The following is a 17,961-nucleotide window of genomic DNA, read 5'->3' on the forward strand; positions in this document are numbered from 1 at the left end:
CATTCCGACAGGAGCACCATGAGCGCTGACGAAAGACTGAACCGGCTGATTGACCCGAACCGGACTTCGAGCAACCCGAAGGCGAACTATCGCAATGCCACGCGCTGGGGCGATCTCGTTTTCGTGTCGGGCAAATCGGCGGGCGGCCATATCGACGGCAAGCCATCCAGAGGCAGGCTGGGTGACACGCTCACGCTCGAAGACGGCGTCGCGTTCGCACGCGAGGCGGCGCTCGAACTGCTGCTCGTGCTGCGCGACGAACTCGGCTCGCTCGACCGCGTGAAGCAGGTGCTCGACGTGCAGGGCTTCGTCAACGCCGATGCGGCTTTCGAAGACCACGCGAAGGTGCTCGACGGCGCATCGGATGTGCTGGTCGACGTGCTGGGCGATGCTGGCGTGCATGCACGCTCGGTATTCGGCGCCGTGTCGCTGCGCGGCGGGCAACCGGTGATTCTGCGCGCTGTCGTCGGCGTGAGCGACTGATCGTCTCAACGTGCAGCGGAGGCTGTCGACAATCACATGAGCCAATCGAAACACTCACACGACCAGCACGCGCTGGACACGCTGCGTCTCATCGGTCCCGATCCGGAAGACTGGGTCGTGCAACGGCCGGGCATCGACCATAACGTATTGATCGTCGGCGGCGGTCAGACCGGCGCGGCCTTCGCGTTCGCTTTGCGGCGCGCAGGCGTCGGCCGGGTCAGCGTGATCGACGCCGCGCACGACGAAGCGCGCGCCGGTTCGTGGGCCAACTACGCGCGGATGAATCGTCTGCGCACGCCGAAGATCTTGCCCGGACCGGAAGCGGGCCTGCCTGGGCTGAGCTTTCAGGCGTGGCACGAGGCGCGTCACGGCGAGGCATCGTATGCGGATATCGAGCGGATAGGGCGCGCGCAATGGGCCGACTATCTCGCGTGGTATCGCGCGTTTCTCGGCATTCCCGTTCGCTATGGCACGACGCTCACGCTCATCGAGCCGGAGGGCGCGCATTTCCGGCTGCATCTGACGGTGCGCACGGCGCGCGGCGTCGAGCTTCGCGTGGAGACGGCGCGCAAGATCATCCTCGGCAACGGCGTGTGAGGCAATGGACGGCCGAACATCGTGCCCCCGCTGGCGTCGCTGCCGGCCACGCATCTGGCGCATACGTCCGATGCGATCGATTTGCCTCGCTCGCCGGGAAGTCCGTCGCGGTGATCGGCGGCGCGGCGTCGGCATTCGATGCAGCCGCGACCGCGCTGGAAGCCGGCGCGCGCGACGTGCATCTGTTCGTGCGGCGCGCGAAACTGCCCGCGGTGCCGGTGAGCCGCGCGCGGGCCTATCCCGGCGCGTACGACAACTTTCCGTCGCTGCCCGATGCCGTGCGCTGGCGGCAGGCGCTGCGTTTCCGTCGCGAAGGCTCGACCGCGCCCGCCGATGCCATCGAGCGCGTGGCGCGCCATGCGAATTTTCATCTGCATCTGGGCGCGCCCTGGCACGAAGCCGTGGTCGATGGCGGACGCGTTCGTGCGCGCGCGGAAGACGGCAGGTTCGATTTCGATTTCGTGATCGCGGGCACCGGCTACGCCGTGGATCTGCATGCGCGGCCGGAGCTTGCGAGCATCGCCGATCATGTGCTGCTCTGGCGCGACCGCTATACGCCCGTATCCGACGAACGCGACGACGCACTCGGCGCGCATCCATACCTTGGCGATGCACTCGAGTATGTCGAGAAGCGGCGCGGCGCGGCGCCTTTCCTGAAGAATATCCACGTCTTCAATCCGGCGGGATTCGTGAGCCGCGGCGTGCCCGTCGGCGACGTGCCGTGCATGAAACGCGACATTCCGGCCGTCGTGCGGCGCATCAGCCAGGACCTGTTCCTGGAGGATCTCGAGGCGCACGAAGCCCGCATGGGCGGCGACGTTCCGGCGGACTTCGACGAAGCGGCTTACGCGCAGCGCGTCTATCGCAAGGCAGTCTGAGCAGGGCGGTGCGCGTCGTCATGCACGCCGCAGATTTCGATATCAGATGCAATTGGTTTGCAGCCGCATGAGTCATCGCTACGCTGATGCAGTCTCGACCACGCGAGCGCCTGCCATGACGCAACTTGATGTGCCAAGCGCTTCGTCATTCCCAATGCATGACTAAACCGGCATTCACAACGATAGGCACATGGCCCGATCCATCCATCTGAATCTCTTCGTTCACGGACGCGGCCATCATGAAGCCGGCTGGCGTCATCCCGGTGCGACGCGCCAGGCGCTGACCGATATCGACTATTTTCGCGATCTCGCAGTCAAGGCCGAACAAAGCCTGTTCGATGCCGTGTTCTTCGCCGATGCGCTCGCGCTCGGCGAAGGCGCACGATTCGTCGCGTCCGGCGCGCTGGAGCCGATCACCACGCTCGCGGCGCTCTCACAGGCGACCTCGCGCATCGGACTGATCGCGACGGCATCGACGACCTACACGGAGCCGTTCAATCTGGCGCGTCAGTTCGCCTCGCTCGATCACATTTCGCGGGGCCGCATCGGCTGGAATATCGTGACCTCGTGGGTGGGCGGCGCGGGGCCGAACTTCGGTTACGAGCAGCAGATCGAGCATGCCGAACGCTACGCGCGCGCGCATGAGTTTCTCGAAGTCGTTACGCAGCTCTGGGACAGCTGGGCCGATGACGCCGTCGTCGATGACCCAGCGAGCGGCCGCTTTCTCGATCCGGCGCGTGTGCGTCGCATCGGCTATCAGGGAAAGTTTCATCGCGTGGCGGGGCCGCTGAATCTGCCGCGACCGCCGCAGGGGCATCCGGTGCTGGTGCAGGCGGGATCGTCGCCGACGGGCAAGGCTTTCGCGGCGCGATATGCGGAAGCGGTGTTCACCGCACATCTGACGAAGGAATCCGCGATCGATTTCTACGCCGAACTCAAGGCGGCAGCGAGTTCGGCGGGGCGTTCGCAAGAGGAGATCGTGATTCTGCCGGGCATCAGCGCGGCGATCGGTTCGACTGAAGCCGAAGCCAGCGCTCTGCTCGACGAACTCGACTCGATCACCGATGTCAGCGTGGGACTCGGCCGCCTGTCGAACCGCTTCGGCGGCTACGATTTCTCGACGTTGCCGCTCGATCAGCCGTTGTCCGTGGATGACTTCCCCGACGCGTCCACCGTGCAGGCCGCGCAAAGCCGCGCGGCGGTCATCACGCAACTCGTGGCGCGCGAACGTCCGACCTTGCGCGACCTGTTGAGGAAGCTCGCGGCGGCGCGTGGGCATCTCACGCTGTCCGGGACGCCCGAACATGTCGCGGACGTGATCGCAGACTGGACCGAAAGCCGCGCCGCCGATGGCTTCAACGTCATGCCGCCCGTGTTGCCCGCGCAGTTCGAACTTTTCACCGAATACGTCGTGCCGATATTGCAGAAGCGCGGCCTGTTCCGACGCGAATATGAAGCCGCCACGCTGCGCGGTCACTACGGTCTCGCCCGTCCTGCCAATCCTCATTTCGAGTCTTGATGCCAATCCGATTCCTGAAATACATCGTCGCCGTCGGGTGCTTCGCCGTCGCATGCGCCGCGCGAGCGGACGAGGGCTTCCCCGCTCAGATTCGCATCGGTATCCAGAAAGGTGACGGACTCGTCGCGCTGCGTGCATCCGGCAAGCTGGAGCAGGCGTTCGCCTCGCATCACGTCAAGGTGTCGTGGCATGAATTCGTGTACGGCGCGCCGCTCGTCGAAGCCATCAACGCGGGCGACGTGGACGTAGGCACGGTCGGCTCGACGCCGCCGATCATGGCGCAGGCGGGCGCGGCGCCATCGGTCGTGTACGTGGCGTATGCGCCGAGACTCGTCAGGAGCTATGCGATCGTCGTGCCGAAAGATTCGCCCGTGAAGGACCTGCGCGATCTCAAGGGCAAGAAGATCGCCTTCGCCAAGGGCTCGCAAGGTCACTTGTTCGTGCTGAAAGCGATGCAGGACGCCCACATGGATCCAGCCTCCGCGCAGTTCACGTACCTGTCCTACGGCGATGCGCGCTCGGCCTTCGAGCGCGGATTCATCGATGCGTGGGCGGTGCCCGATCCACGTTACGCGGACACGGAACTGAGCACCGGCGCGCGGACCATTCTCACTATCGGGAATCTGTCGGTGCCGCAATACGGCTTCTATATCTCGACACGCGACTTTGCGCAGAAGTATCCGGCCGCGCTGCGTTTGCTGTTCGATGAGCTTGCGCGCCAAACGAACGACAGTCTCGCGCATCCCCAAGACACGGCGCGATTTCTGTCGACCAACACGGGCGTGCCGCTCGAAGTGTGGAACCGGGCAATCTCGCGTCTGGAGTGGGGCGCGAGCTATCCGATCCCCGACGACGTGATCCGCGCGCAGCAGGACTCGGCGAACCTGGCTTTCGATACGAGGGTGATTCCGCGCCGCATCGATGTGCGGCAGGCGGTGCTGCAGATCAGGTGAGCGACGCGATCTCACGCAAGATCACGACGGAACAAGCGAAGCCGAACTGACATGATGACGCGCGAATAATCCACTCCTGCACAATGGCATGGAGCAGATTGTGCAAGAAACGCGTATCGTGTCGTATCGCATACCTGCCTCGACTTTATGACCCATATTCAGCTTGTTCGCGCGCGCATCATCACGATCGCCGCCACCTTGTTCATTGTCACGCTGACCGGATGCGCGTCCTCCTCACCGGATGCGCAGAATTCATCGCGTGATTCGCAATCGAAAATTGCCGGCGCCGCGCCGCTGGATGCCGCTATCAGCGGACCCCAACGAAGCGATAGGGCGCGTGCACGCGATGTCTATCGACATCCGAAGGAAACGCTCGAGTTCTTCGAGATCGCCCCGACACAGGCGGTGCTGGAGATCGCGCCGGGTGGCGGATGGTACACGGACATTCTCGCGCCCTATCTGCACGATGCGGGTCAGCTTTACGAAGCGCAGTATCTCAGCACGTCCGCCGATCTCGCCGCCGAGGACAATGCAACGGATACGGCCTATCGGCGCAAACTCGCGAGCGCACCGGCGGTGTATGGAAACGTCGTGGTCGGCACACTGCACGCGGGCCGGTTTATCGGCTTCGACGCGCACGAGCGCTTCGATCGCGTGTTGACGTTTCGAAACATCCACAACTGGATCAAGGACGGGCAACTCGATGCGAACCTGCGCGCGTTCTTCGACGCGCTGAAGCATGGCGGTGTGCTTGGCGTCGAGGAGCATCGCGCGCGGGCGGGAACCACTGTGCAGCAGATGATCGATTCGGGCTACGTGACGGAAGCGTTCGTGATCGAGCACGCCCAGGCGGCTGGTTTCGTGCTGGTTGCGCGCAGCGAGATCAATTCGAACGCGAAGGATACGAAAGACCATCCGCACGGCGTTTGGTCGTTGCCGCCCACCTATCAGGGTGGGGACATCGACCGGTCGCGCTATGCGGCGATCGGCGAATCGGATCGGATGACGCTCAGGTTCATCAAGCCATAGCGAATGGTTTGATACATCGATGGACGCGTTGCGCCTGTATGCAATCCACATCATGGGGCAAACGCGCTGACCCGGGGCACGGTCAGCGCGTTGGCTCGCCGGGACGAACGACTTACTTCGGCTGTGCGACCGTGCGCAAATAAGGCTTGAGCGTTCGGAATCCCTCCGGGTACTTCTGCTTCGCATCTTCATCCGATATTGAAGTCGGAATGATGACGTCTTCACCCGGCTTCCAGTTCACCGGCGTCGCGACCGTATGCTTCGCGTTCAGTTGCAACGCATCCAGCAGGCGCAGCACTTCGTCGAAGTTTCGGCCCGCACTCATCGGATACGTGAGGGTGGCCTTCACGCGCTTGTCCGGACCGATCAGAAAGACCGCGCGGATGGTCGCGTTGTCGTTGGCCGTGCGCGGACTACCGCCGCTCGCGTTCGGATGAATCATGTCATAGCGCTTCGCAACGATGAGGTCGGCATCGCCGATCAACGGATAATTGACCGCCGTGCCTTGAGTCTCCTCGATGTCCCTGGCCCATTGCGAATGATTCGTGACGGGATCGATGGACAAGCCGATGACTTTGGCGCCGCGCTTGTCGAACTCGGGCTTCAGCTTGGCCAGATACCCGAGTTCCGTGGTGCAGACGGGCGTAAAGTCCTTGGGATGCGAGAACAGTATTGCCCAGTTGTCGCCGATCCACTCGTGAAAGCGGATTGGACCTTCGGTCGTCTCCGCCGTGAAATCGGGGGCTTCATCGCCAATGCGAATTGACATGTCTTTTCTCCACGTTACTGCATAAGGAAAGTCTCTAAGGGAATCTGCCCGCCGCATCGCTCAGAACGTGCGGCCTTCGATCAAATGCGTCTTCACGTCATTGAGCACGTAATCGCCGACGACCTTCGCCTTGTGATGCAGCGGATTGTGGCTGAAGATCGTGCGCAGGTTGCGCCAGTGGCGGTCGAAGTTGTGCTTGCGCGACGTCGCCGATGCGCCGCCCGCATCGAAGAGCCGCTCGCCCGCCTGCAACGCGAGCTTGCCGACGACGATCTGCGTGCGCGCCGTCGCGAGCGCGCCCTGGAGCACCAGCTCATCGGCGCCGGGATCGTTGCGCAGGATCGCATCCGATGACACGCCGAGCGTGCGCGCATTCTCGCGCACCAGTACATCGATGGTATGGCTCAGCGCCGTCAGTTCGCCCACGACTTGCTGGATGAACACGTCTTCGCGCGCGCTCGGCGCGGTGGAGTGCATGACGGGGCGCCCGTGCCCGGTGACATACGCGCGCGCGTCAGCGACGATGTTGCGCACGATGCCCGCCGCCACCGCCACCAGATGCAATTGCCGATATGCACCGCCATGCCGGCCGATCAGCGAGCCATAGCTTTTCTCGACGACCTCGCTGGCATCGACGCGGACGTCATTGAACATCGTGCTGCCGCTCGCCGTCATGCGCTGGCCCATGCCGTCCCAGTCGTCGAGCACGTTGACGCCTTCGGCCCGCACCGGAATGATCGCGGTGACGCCTTTGCCCTGTTCATCGACGAGATTCGTGCGGACGAAATCCGCATACGCGGTGCCGGTCGTGTAGTACTTCTTGCCCGTCACACGAAAGTGATCGCCTTCGCGGCGCAGCACGGTTTCGATCTCGCCCGCGCGCGCCGTGCCCTGTTCTCCCGATGCGCCGCCGAACAGCGCGCCCTCGACGATGCGGCTCACTTGCCGGTCGTGAAACGCCGTGCGCGGTGCGAGGCGCAAGGATTCGACCACGTCGAAATGCACGCGCAGCGCATGCGCGACGTTGGACTCGGCTGCGGCGAGCGTCGTCACGACGTGAAGCGCGTTTTCGAGCGTGCCGCCGAGGCCGCCGCGTTCGACCGGAATGCGCAGTGCTCCGAGTCCCGAGCGACGGAACGCATCGAAGGCCGCGAAGGGCAGTTCGCGGCGGATTTCGCGCTGTGCGGCATCGACGCCGATCTCTTCGGCGAGTGCGGGCAAGGCGGCGAGGGCGTCGGATAGTTTGCTGGTCTGAGTGCTCATGATGGAGTTGAGTTGTTATCGAAGGCGAAACGCCGCGCCGGGGTGGCGGTCGTTCAGCCGGCTGCCCGTACCGCCGAGTTTTTCGCGCAGCGTGCCGGGGGCGTAGCCGGTCTTGTAGCGGCCGCGCGCCTGTAGTTCGGGCACGATGAAATCCGCGAAATCCTCGTACGCTTCCGGGGTGACGGCATAGCTCAGGTTGAAGCCGTCGATGCCGGTTTCATCGACCCATTCCTCGAGCGCGCTCGCCACCTCGTCCGACGCGCCGATGAACACCGGCCCGCGCCCTCCGATCGCGTTGTGCAGCGCAAGCTCTCGCACCGTCCACACGCGCTCGGGATCGAGCTTCGTGAAACCTTCGAGCGCCGACGACGTGCCCGCGTCGAGCTGCATGTAGCGGATCGGCTCGTCGGGGTCGTAGGTCGAGAAGTCGATGCCGGTCCAGCCCGAGAACATCGCGAGCGCGGCTTCCGGCGTCACATAGCGGCGATAGTCCTCGTACTTGTCGCGCGCCTCTTTCGATGTGCGGCCGGTGATGATGGTCGCCATCGTGAAGAACTGGATATCGCCCGCATCGCGTCCGGCTTTCACGGCTTCGGCCCGCGTTCCCGCGACGACCGGCGTCAGCACCCTTCTTGCTCGGTCCGCTCAAATAGATACCTTCCGCATGACGTCCCGCGAAGCGCTGCCCGCGCGCCGACGATCCCGCCTGAAACAGCACGGGCGTGCGTTGCGGCGAAGGCTCGGTCATGTGGATGCCCTGCACCCTGAAGTATTTGCCCTGATGATCGACGCGATGCACCTTCGACGGGTCCGCGAAAATACCTGTGGCCGTATCGCGCACGTTCGCGCCATCCTCCCAACTGCTTTCCCAGAGCTTGTAGACGACATCCATGTATTCGTCGGCGATGTCGTAGCGCTCGTCGCGCGAGGCGATGCCGTCCTTGCCGAGCACCTTCACGCTGCTTTGCGCGAAGCCCGTCACGATGTTCCAGCCGATGCGCCCGCGCGTCAGATGATCGAGCGTCGACATGCGGCGCGCGAACACATAGGGCGGCTCGTGGTTCGCGTTGCTCGTCACGCACAGGCCGAGATGCTGCGTGGCGTAGGCCATCGCGGAGAGCGCCATCATCGGGTCCTGCTTGGGCACCTGCGCGCCGTGGCGCAGCGCGGTGTCGATGCTGCCGCCAAACACATCGTTCACGCCGATGCTGTCGGCCATGAAGAGCGAATCGATCAGCCCGCGTTCGAGCGTCTTTGCCAGATCGACCCAGTAATCGAGCGTGTTGTAGTGCAGCGAGCGGTCGCGCGGATGCCGCCACATGCCCGGCGAATGATGCACCGGGCTGTGCAATGCGAAGGCGTTGACGCGTATTTCCTTCTTCGGGCTCATAGGAACGGCTTGTCTCCGTTGATCGTCACGCGATAGCCCGAGCGCACTTCCGGGTAGTAGTCCCATACGGCCAGATGCTGCACGGCGCGGTTGTCCCAGAAGGCAATGGAATGCGGCTCCCAGCGAAAGCGCACCTGAAACTCCGGCGACGCGAAGCGTTCGTACAAGAGGCGCAGAATGCCTTCGCTCTCGGCGGCGGACACGTTGTCGATATGTGTCGTGAAGTTCGAATTCACGAAGATGCCCTTGCGGCCCGTTTCCGGATGCGTGCGCACGACCGGATGCGAGGCGCGGGGAAACTTCTTGCCGGTGTCGTCGATGCCGCGCAGCCGGTTGCGGTGACGATAGGTCGGCTCGCCATCGTGCGTCGCGGTCAGACCTTCGAGATAGGTGCGCAAACCGGGTGACAACGATTCATACACCGCGTACGAGCTGGAAAAGAGCGTGTCGCCGCCGTGCGACGGCAGCGTATGCAGATGCAGGATGCTGCCCATCGGGGGCGCTTCGTCGCACGAGACATCGGAATGCCAGCGGTCGCCGGCGACGCGCTTCGTCGTCTCATCGCTATGAATGGTCAGTATCTCCGGATAGCCGTGCGGACCGGGACTGTTCGGATGCACGTGCAGCGTGCCGAAGTGCCGGCCGAGCGCGAGATGCTGATCGAGCGTGATCGGCTGATCGCGAAAGAAGATGACCTGATGCGCGAGCAGCGCACGGCGCACGTCCGCGATCTGCTGTTGCGCGAGCGGCCGCGTCAGATCGATGCCGCCGATCAGCGCGCCGATATGACGCGTGAGCGGCTGCACGGTGATGCTTTCGTATGCGGTATCAAGCATGAGTGTGTTCCTCGATGTGAGCGGCGCGATGAGCCGCCGCCGGATGCGGCGCGCGCAGATGCGCGTGGCCTTCGCCGTAGAGTTTTTCTCGCAACGTGCCCTTGGTGTAAGCCTGTTTGTAGATGCCGCGACGCCGCAGCTCCGGGACGACGAGATCGACGAAGTCCTCGTGTGTGCCCGGCAGCAGCGCATGACTGAGATTGAAGCCGTCGACGCCGGTTTGCGCTTTCCAGCTTTCGAGCGCATCCGCGACCTGCGCGGGCGAGCCGATGAACACCGGCCCCTTGCCGCCGATCGCATTGAAGATCGCCAGCTCGCCGATAGTCCACACGCGCTCGGGATCGGCGACGGTGAAGGCTTCGATCGCCGACTGCATGCCTTCGCTCTTCACGTATTGCAAAGGATCGTCCGGGCTGTATTTCGACAGGTCGATTCCGCTCCAGCGCGAGAACAAGGCAAGCGCGCCTTCGAGGCTCACGTGGCGCTGAATGTCCTGCCATTTCGCTTGCGCTTCTTCGGTGGTCGGCGCGACGATCACGGTCGCGAGCGAAAAGAACAGCACCGATGCCGGATCGCGGCCGAGCGCGGCGGCGCGCGCACGCACGTCGGCGACATCGCGCGCGACCAGATGCGCGGTCGGCGAACTGAGAAACACGCATTCGGCGTGACGCGCGGCGAACTCCTTGCCGCGGTTCGACGTGCCCGCCTGATAGAGCAGCGGCGTGCGCTGCGGCGAAGGCTCGGAATAATGCGTGCCTTGCATCGAAAAGAAGCGGCCTTCATGACGGATCTCATGCACGCGGCGCGGATCCGCGAAGATGCGCGCATCGCGGTCGCGCACCGCCGCGCCGTCTTCCCAGCTCTCTTCCCACAGCCGATAGACGATCTCCATGTACTCGTCGGCGAGGTCGTAGCGCTCGTCGTGCGGACGGGCATCGGGCTGGCCAATCGCGCGCGAGCCGCTTTGTCCGAAGCTCGTGACGATGTTCCAGCCGATGCGTCCGCGCGTCAGATGATCGAGCGTCGACATGCGCCGCGCGAACAGGAACGGCGCCTCATAGCTCACGCTGCTCGTCACGGCGAAGCCGAGATGCTCGGTGACTTGCGCCATCGCGGAGACGAGCAGCAGCGGATCGAGACGCGGGAACTGCAGGCCCCAGCGCACGCCGGCCGCGTTCGATCCGCCGTAGACGTCGTACTGGCTGATGCCGTCGGCGAAGAAGAGTGCGTCGTAGCCGCCGCGTTCGGCCGTGCGCGCGAGATCGGTCCAGAGCGAGAGCGCGTTGTAGTCGAGTGCGCGGTCGCGCGGATGCGCCCAGAGTCCGGGCGAAAGATGCGTCGGTGCGAAGGCCAGGAACGCGTTGATGCGAATCTCTTTAGACATGGCTCAAGCTTTCGGTGTGATCGGAAAATGACACGTCACGCGATGCGTTGCGGACAGGTGTCGCTCGGGCGGCGCATCGACGCGGCATGGATCGCGCGCGGCGGGGCAACGGGTATGAAAGACGCATCCGGCAGGCGGCGCGAGCGGCGACGGAATTTCGCCACCGATCACGCGCACGTCGGGCGCATCCGGCTCGGATGCGGCGATCAGCGCATGGGTGTACGGATGCGCCGCGCGCTCCACGATGTCCTCGCGCGTGCCTTGCTCCATGAAGCGGCCGAGATAGAGCACGCCGATATGGCTGCTCATGAACGCGACCACGGCGAGATCGTGCGAGATCAGCAGATAGGAGAGACCAAGCGCGTCCTGAAGGTCCTTCAGCAGATTGAGGACTTGCGCCTGGATAGAGACATCGAGCGCGGAGACCGGCTCGTCGAGCACGAGAATCTCCGGCTCCAGCACGAGCGCACGCGCGATCGCAACGCGCTGGCGCTGACCGCCGCTCAGTTCGGCGGGACGGCGGCGCTTGAATTCCGCCGGCAAGCCGACCTGGGCGAGCAGTGCATCGAGACGCTTTTGCAGGGCCTCTTTCACTAAGCCGCTTTGCTGGATGCGCAACGGTTCGAGCACGATATCGCCGACGTTCATCTGCGGATCGAGCGAGCCGAACGGGTCTTGCAGCACGGCCTGCACCGCGCGTTGCCGCCAGCGCCGGTCGCTGTCGCTCGTGCGCTTGCCGAATACGCGCGTGCCGAAGCGCACTTCGCCGTGCGTCGGCTCGTCGGCGCCGAGGATGATTTTCGCGAGCGTCGATTTGCCCGATCCCGATTCCCCGACCAGACCGAACGTGCCGCCGCGCGGCAGCGCTAAGGACGCGTGCTCCACCGCGCGCAGCAGTTTCGGTTTGGCGAAAAGGCCGCCGCGCAGGGGAAAGGCGCGCTGGATGTCCGACACTTCGAGAGCGTTCATGAGGTGGCCGCCACGAGAAGAACCTCAGCCGTTCTTTCGTCCGGCTCGGGATGAAAACACGCGACGCTGCGATGGGTGTCGATCGTGCGCGTCGCGGGATAAGCGTTCATGCAGTCGGCCCGTGCACCGGGACAACGCGGCGCGAAGCGGCATCCCTGCGCGATGCTGCCCGGCAAGGGCGGCTGACCGGGAATCACCGTGAGCCGATGCTGCGGGTCGCGCAGACGCGGCACGGCGCCGAGCAGACCCTTGGTGTATGGATGTCGCGGCCGCGCGAATACATCGCCGACCGGCCCTTGTTCGACGATGCGTCCCGCGTACATCACGGCGACATCGTCGCAATAGCGGCGCACCAGGTGCAGATCGTGCGTGACGAGCACGATCGCCGTGCCGCGTTCGGCCTGCACTTCGCGCAGCAGATCGAGAATCTGCAGGCGCACGGTGACGTCGAGCGCGGTGGTCGGCTCGTCGGCAATCAGGAGGCGAGGGTTGCACGCGATATTCATGGCGATGGCCACGCGCTGGCGCATGCCGCCGCTGAACTGATGCGGATAGCTATGCAGGCGGCTTTCCGGCGCGGGAATGCGCACGCGCCGCAGCAGTTCGATGGCGCGGGTCTCGCGTTCCTTGCGGCTCGTCATGCCGTCGCGATAGCTGAACATCTCGGTGATCTGCCGGCCGACCGTGAGCAGCGGATTGAGCGAGGTCATCGGGTCCTGAAGAATCATGCCGATCTCGCGCCCGCGCAACGCGTTCAGTTCGGCGGGCGTCTTCGCGCGCAGGTCGTCGCCGTCGAACAGGATGCGTCCTTCGGTGACGCGCACGCCGCGCGGCGGCAGGCCGAGCACCGACAGGCACGTCACGCTCTTGCCCGAGCCGGATTCGCCGACGAGACCGAGCGTGCGGCCGGCTTTCACGGAAAAACTCACGCCATCGACAAGCCGCGCGTGCCCGGTTTCAACGGCGAGGTCATGCACGCTCAGCACGCTCATCGCACCGCTCCTTCGTCGCGTTGCAGCGATTCGCCGATGCGGTTGCTCGCGAGCACGGTGGCGATCAGCACGAGCCCCGGCAGCGCGGACAGCCACCAGGCGGTATCGAGATAATTGCGGCCGTCGGCGATCATGCCGCCCCACGACGGATCGGGCGGTTGCACGCCCAGCCCGACGAAGCTCAATGCCGCTTCCATGAAGATCACGAGGCCGATGTCCAGCGTCAGCAGCACTGCAAAGGTGCTGCGCACATTGGGCAACAGATGCCGCAGTGCGACATGCAGCGGCGTCGCGCCGGCCAGCTTCGCGATCAGAATGAAGTCGCGTTCGCGCAGGCTGAGCGCCTCGGCGCGGATGATGCGGGCGAAGCGTCCCCAGTTCGCGAGCGTCACCACGATCACGATGTTCGTCATGCTCGGTCCGCAGATGCCGACGATCAGCATCGCGAGGAACACAGGCGGCAACGCGTATTGCGCATCGACGATGCGCATCAGCGCGGCATCGAAACGTCCGCCGACATACGCCGACAGGAGGCCCGCGAGCGCGCCCGAGAAGCCCGCCAGCAACACCGCGCAGAACGCGATGGCGAGCGAAATGCGTCCGCCGTAGAGCGTGCGCGCGAAGACGTCGCGGCCCATCTGGTCGGTGCCGAACCAGTGATGCCAGTTCGGCGGCTGGAAGGTCGCGGACAGATCGATCGCGTTCGGATCGACGGCCGAGAGCCAGGGCGCGCACGCGGATGCCGCGACGATCGCGACAAGCAGGCCGCCGAACAGGACGAATCGCATGCTCATTGCCGATACCGAATGCGCGGACCGACGAGCGCGTAGAGCACGTCGACCGCAAGATTGATCGAGACGAAGAGCAGTACGGACACGATCACGGCCGCCTGCACGACGGTGAAATCGAGCGTGCTGATGGCCTCGACCATCAGACTGCCGAAGCCGGGCCACGAGAATACCGTTTCGATCGCGACCGCGCCGCCAATCAGCACGCCGAACTGCGAAGCCGTGAACGCAACGATCGGCAGCGCCGTATTGCGCAGCGCATGCGTTCCGACCACGACACGCTCAGGCAGCCCCTTGATGCGCGCCATGCGGATGTAGTCGGCTTCGAGCACCATAAGCAAGTTGGCACGCGTGAGCCGTGCGATGCCGGCGGCGGAGTACCACGCGAGCGCGCACACGGGCAGGATCAGATGACGCCACGAGCCGTGTCCGCCGGTCGGCAGCCAGCCCCACTGCACGGAAAAGAGCCGAATCAGCAACAACGCGACGAAGAAGGGCGGCGCGGCCTGCCCGAGCACCGCGAAGATCGATGTCAGCCGGTCGATCCACCCGCCGCGGCGCACCGCCGACACGACGCCCAGCGACAAGCCGATAGCCAGCGCCAGCGTCAGCGAAACCCCGACGAGCAGAAGACTCGACGCGAGCCGGCTCAGCGCCATCGAGAGCGCGGGTGCGCCGAAGTGAAAGGAGTTGCCCATGTCGCCGCGCAAGAGACCCGCGAGAAAACGCGCGTATTGCAGCGGAACGGGATCGGCGAGGCCGAGTTGCTCGCGAAAGATCTGGCGGTCGGCCTCGGTCGCTTCGGGCGGCATCAGCAGATAGGCGGGATCGCCCACCATGCGCACCAGGACGAAGATCAGCACCGACATCAGCCACACCGTGAGCAGTGCCGAGCCGATGCGGCGCAGGAGATAAGCGGACATCGCTCAGTTCCCGGCCACCGCTTGCGGCGTCCACTGGATCGTGCGGAAGTTCAGGAAGCCGCCGCCTTGCTGCGGCTGCCATTGCAGCGTCTTCTTCTTCGCATACACGTAGGTGAACTCGGAGATGAAGAACGCGGCGGCATCGTCGTGCAGTTCGCGGCCGATCTTCTGGAACACTGCGCCGCGCTGCTTCGTGTCGCTGACGCGCGAGACATCGGCGAGCAGGGCATCGACTTTCGGATTCGAATAGTCGGACCAGCTTCCGTTCGATGCGAACGCGCCGCCCACCGGATGCACAGGGTCGTACAGCGCGTTGGTGAACTGGCTCAGCGCGAGCGGGCCGGACGTGTGCGTGTTGTTCAGGCGCTGGAAGGTCGCATACGTCAGGCGATTGAGCTTGACCTTCACCCCGACTTGCCCCCAGTACGCCGCGAGCGCTTCCGCGACGCCTTGCGGCATGTCGCCCTGAATGTTGAGGGTGGTCTCGAAACCCTTCGGATAGCCGGCCTGCGCAAGCAGCGCGCGTGCCTTCGCGGGATCGTACGGATACGGCTTGATCGAACGATCCGCGCCGTAGGGATAGTAGTTCGAGATCATCGTGCCGAGCGGCTCGCCCACGCCGTACAGCACGCTCTTGATGATCGCGTTGGTGTCGAGCGCGTAGCTCAACGCCTGACGGACCTGGACATTGGAGAAGGGCGAGTTCTTGTCGGTGGTGTAGACGCGCACGTAGACGGGGGACGCGACGCGGCTCTCGATCACGTCGAGCCCGCTTTCCTTCCGGAGACGCGCATAGTCCGAGAACGGCAGCGCCACCGAGAGATCGACTTCACCGCGCAACACCGCATTGACGCGGCTCGCCGGCTCGGTGATCGCGCGGAAGATCAGCGTCTTCACGCGCGGCTTCTCGCCCCAATAGTCGTCGAAGCGTTCGAGCACGAGCTCGCTGCCGCCGGGAGCGAGCGACTTGAACTTGTACGGGCCGAGCGATACCGGCTTTTGCGCGAACGCATCCGGATTCGGCAGGCTCGCGAGATAGTCGGACGGAATGACATAGAGATAGCCCGCGACCTTGTTGGCGAATGCGCCATCCGGCTGCTTCAGTTTGAAGACGACGGTGAGATCGTCGGGCGTCTCGACCGCCTCGACGACCGGCGCGAAGAACGGCCGCCGCGTGCTCTTGCTGCGCGGATCGAGCACGTGTTCGAGCGATGCCTTCACGTCGCGCGAGGTGAGCGTCGCACCGTTATGGAACCGGACGTTGGGACGCAGCTTGTAGGTGAACACGCGCGCGTCGTCGGAAACGCTCACGCTTGTCGCCAGGCGCGGCACGAGATTGCCTTTCTGGTCGAACCCGTAGAGCGTGTCGTAGATCTGCCAGCCGTAGCGAAGCGAATCGCCGCTCACGGCAACGAGTCCGTCGAGGTTATAGAACTCCTTTTCGACGCCGATCACGACCGTGTCGCGATCGAGGGCGGGCGCCGTGCTCGCGGCGTGCGCCGGCAGGATGAAAGCACCGGACAAGGCGGCGGCGAAGACCAGTCCGCGAAGGACCGACGAGAACGTGCGCATAGGTTGGTCTGTTGTTGGGCGGGCGCGCCCTTTTTTGGTTGGAGAAGCCGGCTGATGAAGGGAATATGATGACGCGCGCGCTTTAGAATCCGAAACGACGAAAAGAGATATCGATATCGAGTCGGCAATCAGGTCGATTTCACGCGTTGCGTCGTTATGCAGAGCAATCGGCGCAAGAGGCGATTTTTCTTCGATACCCTCGGAGAGATCAGTGTCGCAGGCCCGCTTCGCGCAACAGCGGCAGCACGCGCGCGCCGAAGAAGTCGAGGTCGGGCTTGAAATCGAAGAAGCTCAACTGCACGCCGTCGATGCCGGCGCGATGCAGACGCACGATGGTGTCGGCCACTTCCTCCGGCGATCCCGTGATCGAGACGTTGCCGCCCACCGCGCGCGCCGCGGCCTGAGTGCGCTGATCCATGCCGCCGCGCCACGCGTGCGCGTCGCTGTCGAAGCGCTGGAAGCTGCCTTCGTCGGCGTGCGCGACGATCGCATCGCGATACGCTCGCGCTTCGGCCGCCGTCTCGCGGCACACGACGAGCGGGTTGAGCAGCGTGCGGATTGTGCGGCCATGCCTCGCGGCGGCGGCTTTCACACGCGCGGCGTGCGCGGGCAGCGCCTCCAGCGCGCGATCGATGTCCGGTCCCGCCGGGCTCGTGATGAACACGACATCCGAATAACGCGCGGCGAACTCGATGCCCGCGTCCGAACCCGTCGCGTTGATGAGCAGTGGCCGGCCATAGCGAGGCTTGGGCGTGACGAACGCGCCATTCAGCTTCCAGCTCGATAGCTCCGGTTCGAACGTGAAGTTCTCGCGTTGCGCCCAGAGCTGCTGGACGGCGTCGATGAACTCGGCGGCCATCTCGTAGCGCCGGTCGTGCTCGATCCGGTTCCAGCCGAACATCTCGTGCTCGACCGCGCGATGTCCCGTCACGACGTTGATGGCCCAGCGTCCGCGCGAGATGTGGTCGAGCGTCGCGGTGAACTTCGCGAAGTGCAGCGGATGCCACGGGCCGTATAGCACGTGGCTGGTCGCGGCGAGAATGATGCGCTCGGTGCGTGCGGTGAGCGCCGCGAGCGTCATGAAGGAATCGAGCGCCTCGCCGTTGAAGACACCGCCGTAACCCCCTTTCGGCAGCCATTGCGACAGCGCGAACACGAGATCGAAGCCGAGCGATTCGGCCTTCAGCACGAGATCGGCGTTGTAGTCGAAAGACCAGTCGGTCGTGCGCGGCAGGGTGGAGGCGCTCCAGCCGCCCGCCTGGATCGGCAGGAAGAGGCCGAGCATGAGCGGCTGCGCGAACACGCGCGACACCGGACTGTCGGGAAACTGCACGGGTGACGCGACGTCCACGAACGCGCTCGCGCGTGATTGCGTTGCATGCGGCTCGGAGTACGCGGAGTACGTTGTCTCGCTCATGTTGCATGTCCAGAAGGTTGACCGATCGGCGTCGCGCATCGGAGCACGAGAGTTAAGCACGCGCTCACACTCGCAGACAAAGAATCATTTGTGGATTGTTTTGGACACGCGGTATTGCAGTCCACGTCACATGCTTTTCGACACGCCTTGCTTTTCATATGCGCAACCGTTGGTTCACGCGCACGCAACGCCGTTCTAT

The 17,961-nt window shown here is 64.5% G+C and carries 16 protein-coding genes and 1 pseudogene; 6 read left to right on the forward strand and 11 right to left on the reverse strand.

The genetic code is table 11. The features are described 5' to 3' along the window. Positions 1–18: 18 nt before the first annotated feature. From LY284_RS32080 to LY284_RS32100, 6 genes are all read left to right on the forward strand, one after another. Positions 19–483: a RidA family protein gene (locus LY284_RS32080; protein WP_077160855.1), complete on the forward strand. Its 465-nt coding sequence runs from the start codon at positions 19–21 to the stop codon at positions 481–483. 36 nt (positions 484–519) lie between these two features. Then, complete coding sequence (locus LY284_RS39135; RefSeq protein ID WP_309243226.1) at positions 520–1,080, forward strand: FAD/NAD(P)-binding protein; 561 nt, start codon at positions 520–522, stop codon at positions 1,078–1,080. Between the two features lie 110 nt (positions 1,081–1,190). Next, a complete protein-coding gene (locus LY284_RS39140) occupies positions 1,191–1,958 on the forward strand; it encodes a hypothetical protein (RefSeq protein WP_309243227.1) in 768 nt (255 codons plus the stop codon). A 190-nt stretch (positions 1,959–2,148) separates the two neighbouring features. Next, positions 2,149–3,477 carry an LLM class flavin-dependent oxidoreductase gene (locus LY284_RS32090; protein ID WP_233390372.1) on the forward strand — a complete coding sequence of 443 codons (1,329 nt, stop codon included), beginning with the start codon at positions 2,149–2,151 and terminating at the stop codon, positions 3,475–3,477. After that, positions 3,477–4,430 carry an aliphatic sulfonate ABC transporter substrate-binding protein gene (locus LY284_RS32095; RefSeq protein ID WP_233390374.1) on the forward strand — a complete coding sequence of 318 codons (954 nt, stop codon included), beginning with the start codon at positions 3,477–3,479 and terminating at the stop codon, positions 4,428–4,430. Before LY284_RS32090 ends, LY284_RS32095 begins: the two co-directional genes overlap by 1 nt. A gap of 147 nt (positions 4,431–4,577) precedes the next feature. Beyond that, on the forward strand, positions 4,578–5,459 hold the full coding sequence (locus LY284_RS32100; RefSeq protein WP_233390376.1) for a class I SAM-dependent methyltransferase: 882 nt from the start codon (positions 4,578–4,580) through the stop codon (positions 5,457–5,459). 112 nt (positions 5,460–5,571) lie between these two features. Here the strand turns inward: LY284_RS32100 and LY284_RS32105 are convergent, their stop codons facing one another. The 11 genes and pseudogenes from LY284_RS32105 to LY284_RS32155 all read right to left on the reverse strand — a co-directional run bounded on the left by LY284_RS32105 (position 5,572) and on the right by LY284_RS32155 (position 17,762). Further along, positions 5,572–6,228 carry a peroxiredoxin gene (locus tag LY284_RS32105; RefSeq protein WP_233390378.1) on the reverse strand — a complete coding sequence of 219 codons (657 nt, stop codon included), beginning with the start codon at positions 6,226–6,228 and terminating at the stop codon, positions 5,572–5,574. Between the two features lie 60 nt (positions 6,229–6,288). After that, a complete protein-coding gene (locus LY284_RS32110) occupies positions 6,289–7,491 on the reverse strand; it encodes an acyl-CoA dehydrogenase family protein (RefSeq protein WP_233390379.1) in 1,203 nt (400 codons plus the stop codon). Between the two features lie 15 nt (positions 7,492–7,506). Further along, positions 7,507–8,881 (reverse strand): annotated as a pseudogene (locus LY284_RS32115) (LLM class flavin-dependent oxidoreductase). Next, the gene (locus tag LY284_RS32120) at positions 8,878–9,717 is read right to left on the reverse strand and encodes a TauD/TfdA family dioxygenase (RefSeq protein WP_233390381.1); all 840 of its coding nucleotides are present in this window, start codon (positions 9,715–9,717) and stop codon (positions 8,878–8,880) included. Before LY284_RS32120 ends, LY284_RS32115 begins: the two are co-directional and overlap by 4 nt. Next, positions 9,710–11,101: an LLM class flavin-dependent oxidoreductase gene (locus LY284_RS32125; RefSeq protein WP_233390382.1), complete on the reverse strand. Its 1,392-nt coding sequence runs from the start codon at positions 11,099–11,101 to the stop codon at positions 9,710–9,712. The genes LY284_RS32120 and LY284_RS32125 overlap by 8 nt, the downstream gene beginning before the upstream one ends. A 3-nt stretch (positions 11,102–11,104) precedes the next feature. Beyond that, positions 11,105–12,070: an ABC transporter ATP-binding protein gene (locus LY284_RS32130; protein WP_233390385.1), complete on the reverse strand. Its 966-nt coding sequence runs from the start codon at positions 12,068–12,070 to the stop codon at positions 11,105–11,107. Next, positions 12,067–13,062 carry an ABC transporter ATP-binding protein gene (locus tag LY284_RS32135; protein ID WP_233390387.1) on the reverse strand — a complete coding sequence of 332 codons (996 nt, stop codon included), beginning with the start codon at positions 13,060–13,062 and terminating at the stop codon, positions 12,067–12,069. Before LY284_RS32135 ends, LY284_RS32130 begins: the two co-directional genes overlap by 4 nt. Beyond that, positions 13,059–13,856: an ABC transporter permease gene (locus tag LY284_RS32140; RefSeq protein WP_233390389.1), complete on the reverse strand. Its 798-nt coding sequence runs from the start codon at positions 13,854–13,856 to the stop codon at positions 13,059–13,061. The genes LY284_RS32135 and LY284_RS32140 overlap by 4 nt, the downstream gene beginning before the upstream one ends. Next, positions 13,853–14,773: an ABC transporter permease gene (locus LY284_RS32145; RefSeq protein ID WP_233390391.1), complete on the reverse strand. Its 921-nt coding sequence runs from the start codon at positions 14,771–14,773 to the stop codon at positions 13,853–13,855. The genes LY284_RS32140 and LY284_RS32145 overlap by 4 nt, the downstream gene beginning before the upstream one ends. A gap of 3 nt (positions 14,774–14,776) precedes the next feature. Next, positions 14,777–16,345 (reverse strand): ABC transporter substrate-binding protein, encoded by a 1,569-nt coding sequence (locus LY284_RS32150; RefSeq protein ID WP_233390394.1) that lies wholly within the window; start codon positions 16,343–16,345, stop codon positions 14,777–14,779. Positions 16,346–16,553: 208 nt separating this feature from the next. Then, positions 16,554–17,762: an LLM class flavin-dependent oxidoreductase gene (locus LY284_RS32155; protein WP_233390396.1), complete on the reverse strand. Its 1,209-nt coding sequence runs from the start codon at positions 17,760–17,762 to the stop codon at positions 16,554–16,556. Between the last annotated feature and the right edge of the window lie 199 nt (positions 17,763–17,961).

It is taken from the genome of Caballeronia sp. PC1 (assembly GCF_021353155.1).
Taxonomy (GTDB): Bacteria; Pseudomonadota; Gammaproteobacteria; order Burkholderiales; family Burkholderiaceae; genus Caballeronia; species Caballeronia cordobensis.

Excerpts from the sequence above, each read along its gene's own strand:
- LY284_RS32130 (WP_233390385.1), bottom strand. The coding sequence starts at position 12,070 with ATGAACGCTCTCGAAGTGTCGGACATCCAGCGCGCCTTTCCCCTGCGC.
- LY284_RS32150 (WP_233390394.1), bottom strand. The coding sequence starts at position 16,345 with ATGCGCACGTTCTCGTCGGTCCTTCGCGGACTGGTCTTCGCCGCCGCC.
- LY284_RS32135 (WP_233390387.1), bottom strand. The coding sequence starts at position 13,062 with ATGAGCGTGCTGAGCGTGCATGACCTCGCCGTTGAAACCGGGCACGCG.
- LY284_RS32140 (WP_233390389.1), bottom strand. The coding sequence starts at position 13,856 with ATGAGCATGCGATTCGTCCTGTTCGGCGGCCTGCTTGTCGCGATCGTC.
- LY284_RS32110 (WP_233390379.1), bottom strand. The coding sequence starts at position 7,491 with ATGAGCACTCAGACCAGCAAACTATCCGACGCCCTCGCCGCCTTGCCC.
- LY284_RS32120 (WP_233390381.1), bottom strand. The coding sequence starts at position 9,717 with ATGCTTGATACCGCATACGAAAGCATCACCGTGCAGCCGCTCACGCGT.
- LY284_RS32145 (WP_233390391.1), bottom strand. The coding sequence starts at position 14,773 with ATGTCCGCTTATCTCCTGCGCCGCATCGGCTCGGCACTGCTCACGGTG.
- LY284_RS32125 (WP_233390382.1), bottom strand. The coding sequence starts at position 11,101 with ATGTCTAAAGAGATTCGCATCAACGCGTTCCTGGCCTTCGCACCGACG.
- LY284_RS32095 (WP_233390374.1), top strand. The coding sequence starts at position 3,477 with ATGCCAATCCGATTCCTGAAATACATCGTCGCCGTCGGGTGCTTCGCC.
- LY284_RS32100 (WP_233390376.1), top strand. The coding sequence starts at position 4,578 with ATGACCCATATTCAGCTTGTTCGCGCGCGCATCATCACGATCGCCGCC.
- LY284_RS32080 (WP_077160855.1), top strand. The coding sequence starts at position 19 with ATGAGCGCTGACGAAAGACTGAACCGGCTGATTGACCCGAACCGGACT.
- LY284_RS32090 (WP_233390372.1), top strand. The coding sequence starts at position 2,149 with ATGGCCCGATCCATCCATCTGAATCTCTTCGTTCACGGACGCGGCCAT.
- LY284_RS32105 (WP_233390378.1), bottom strand. The coding sequence starts at position 6,228 with ATGTCAATTCGCATTGGCGATGAAGCCCCCGATTTCACGGCGGAGACG.
- LY284_RS32155 (WP_233390396.1), bottom strand. The coding sequence starts at position 17,762 with ATGAGCGAGACAACGTACTCCGCGTACTCCGAGCCGCATGCAACGCAA.
- LY284_RS39135 (WP_309243226.1), top strand. The coding sequence starts at position 520 with ATGAGCCAATCGAAACACTCACACGACCAGCACGCGCTGGACACGCTG.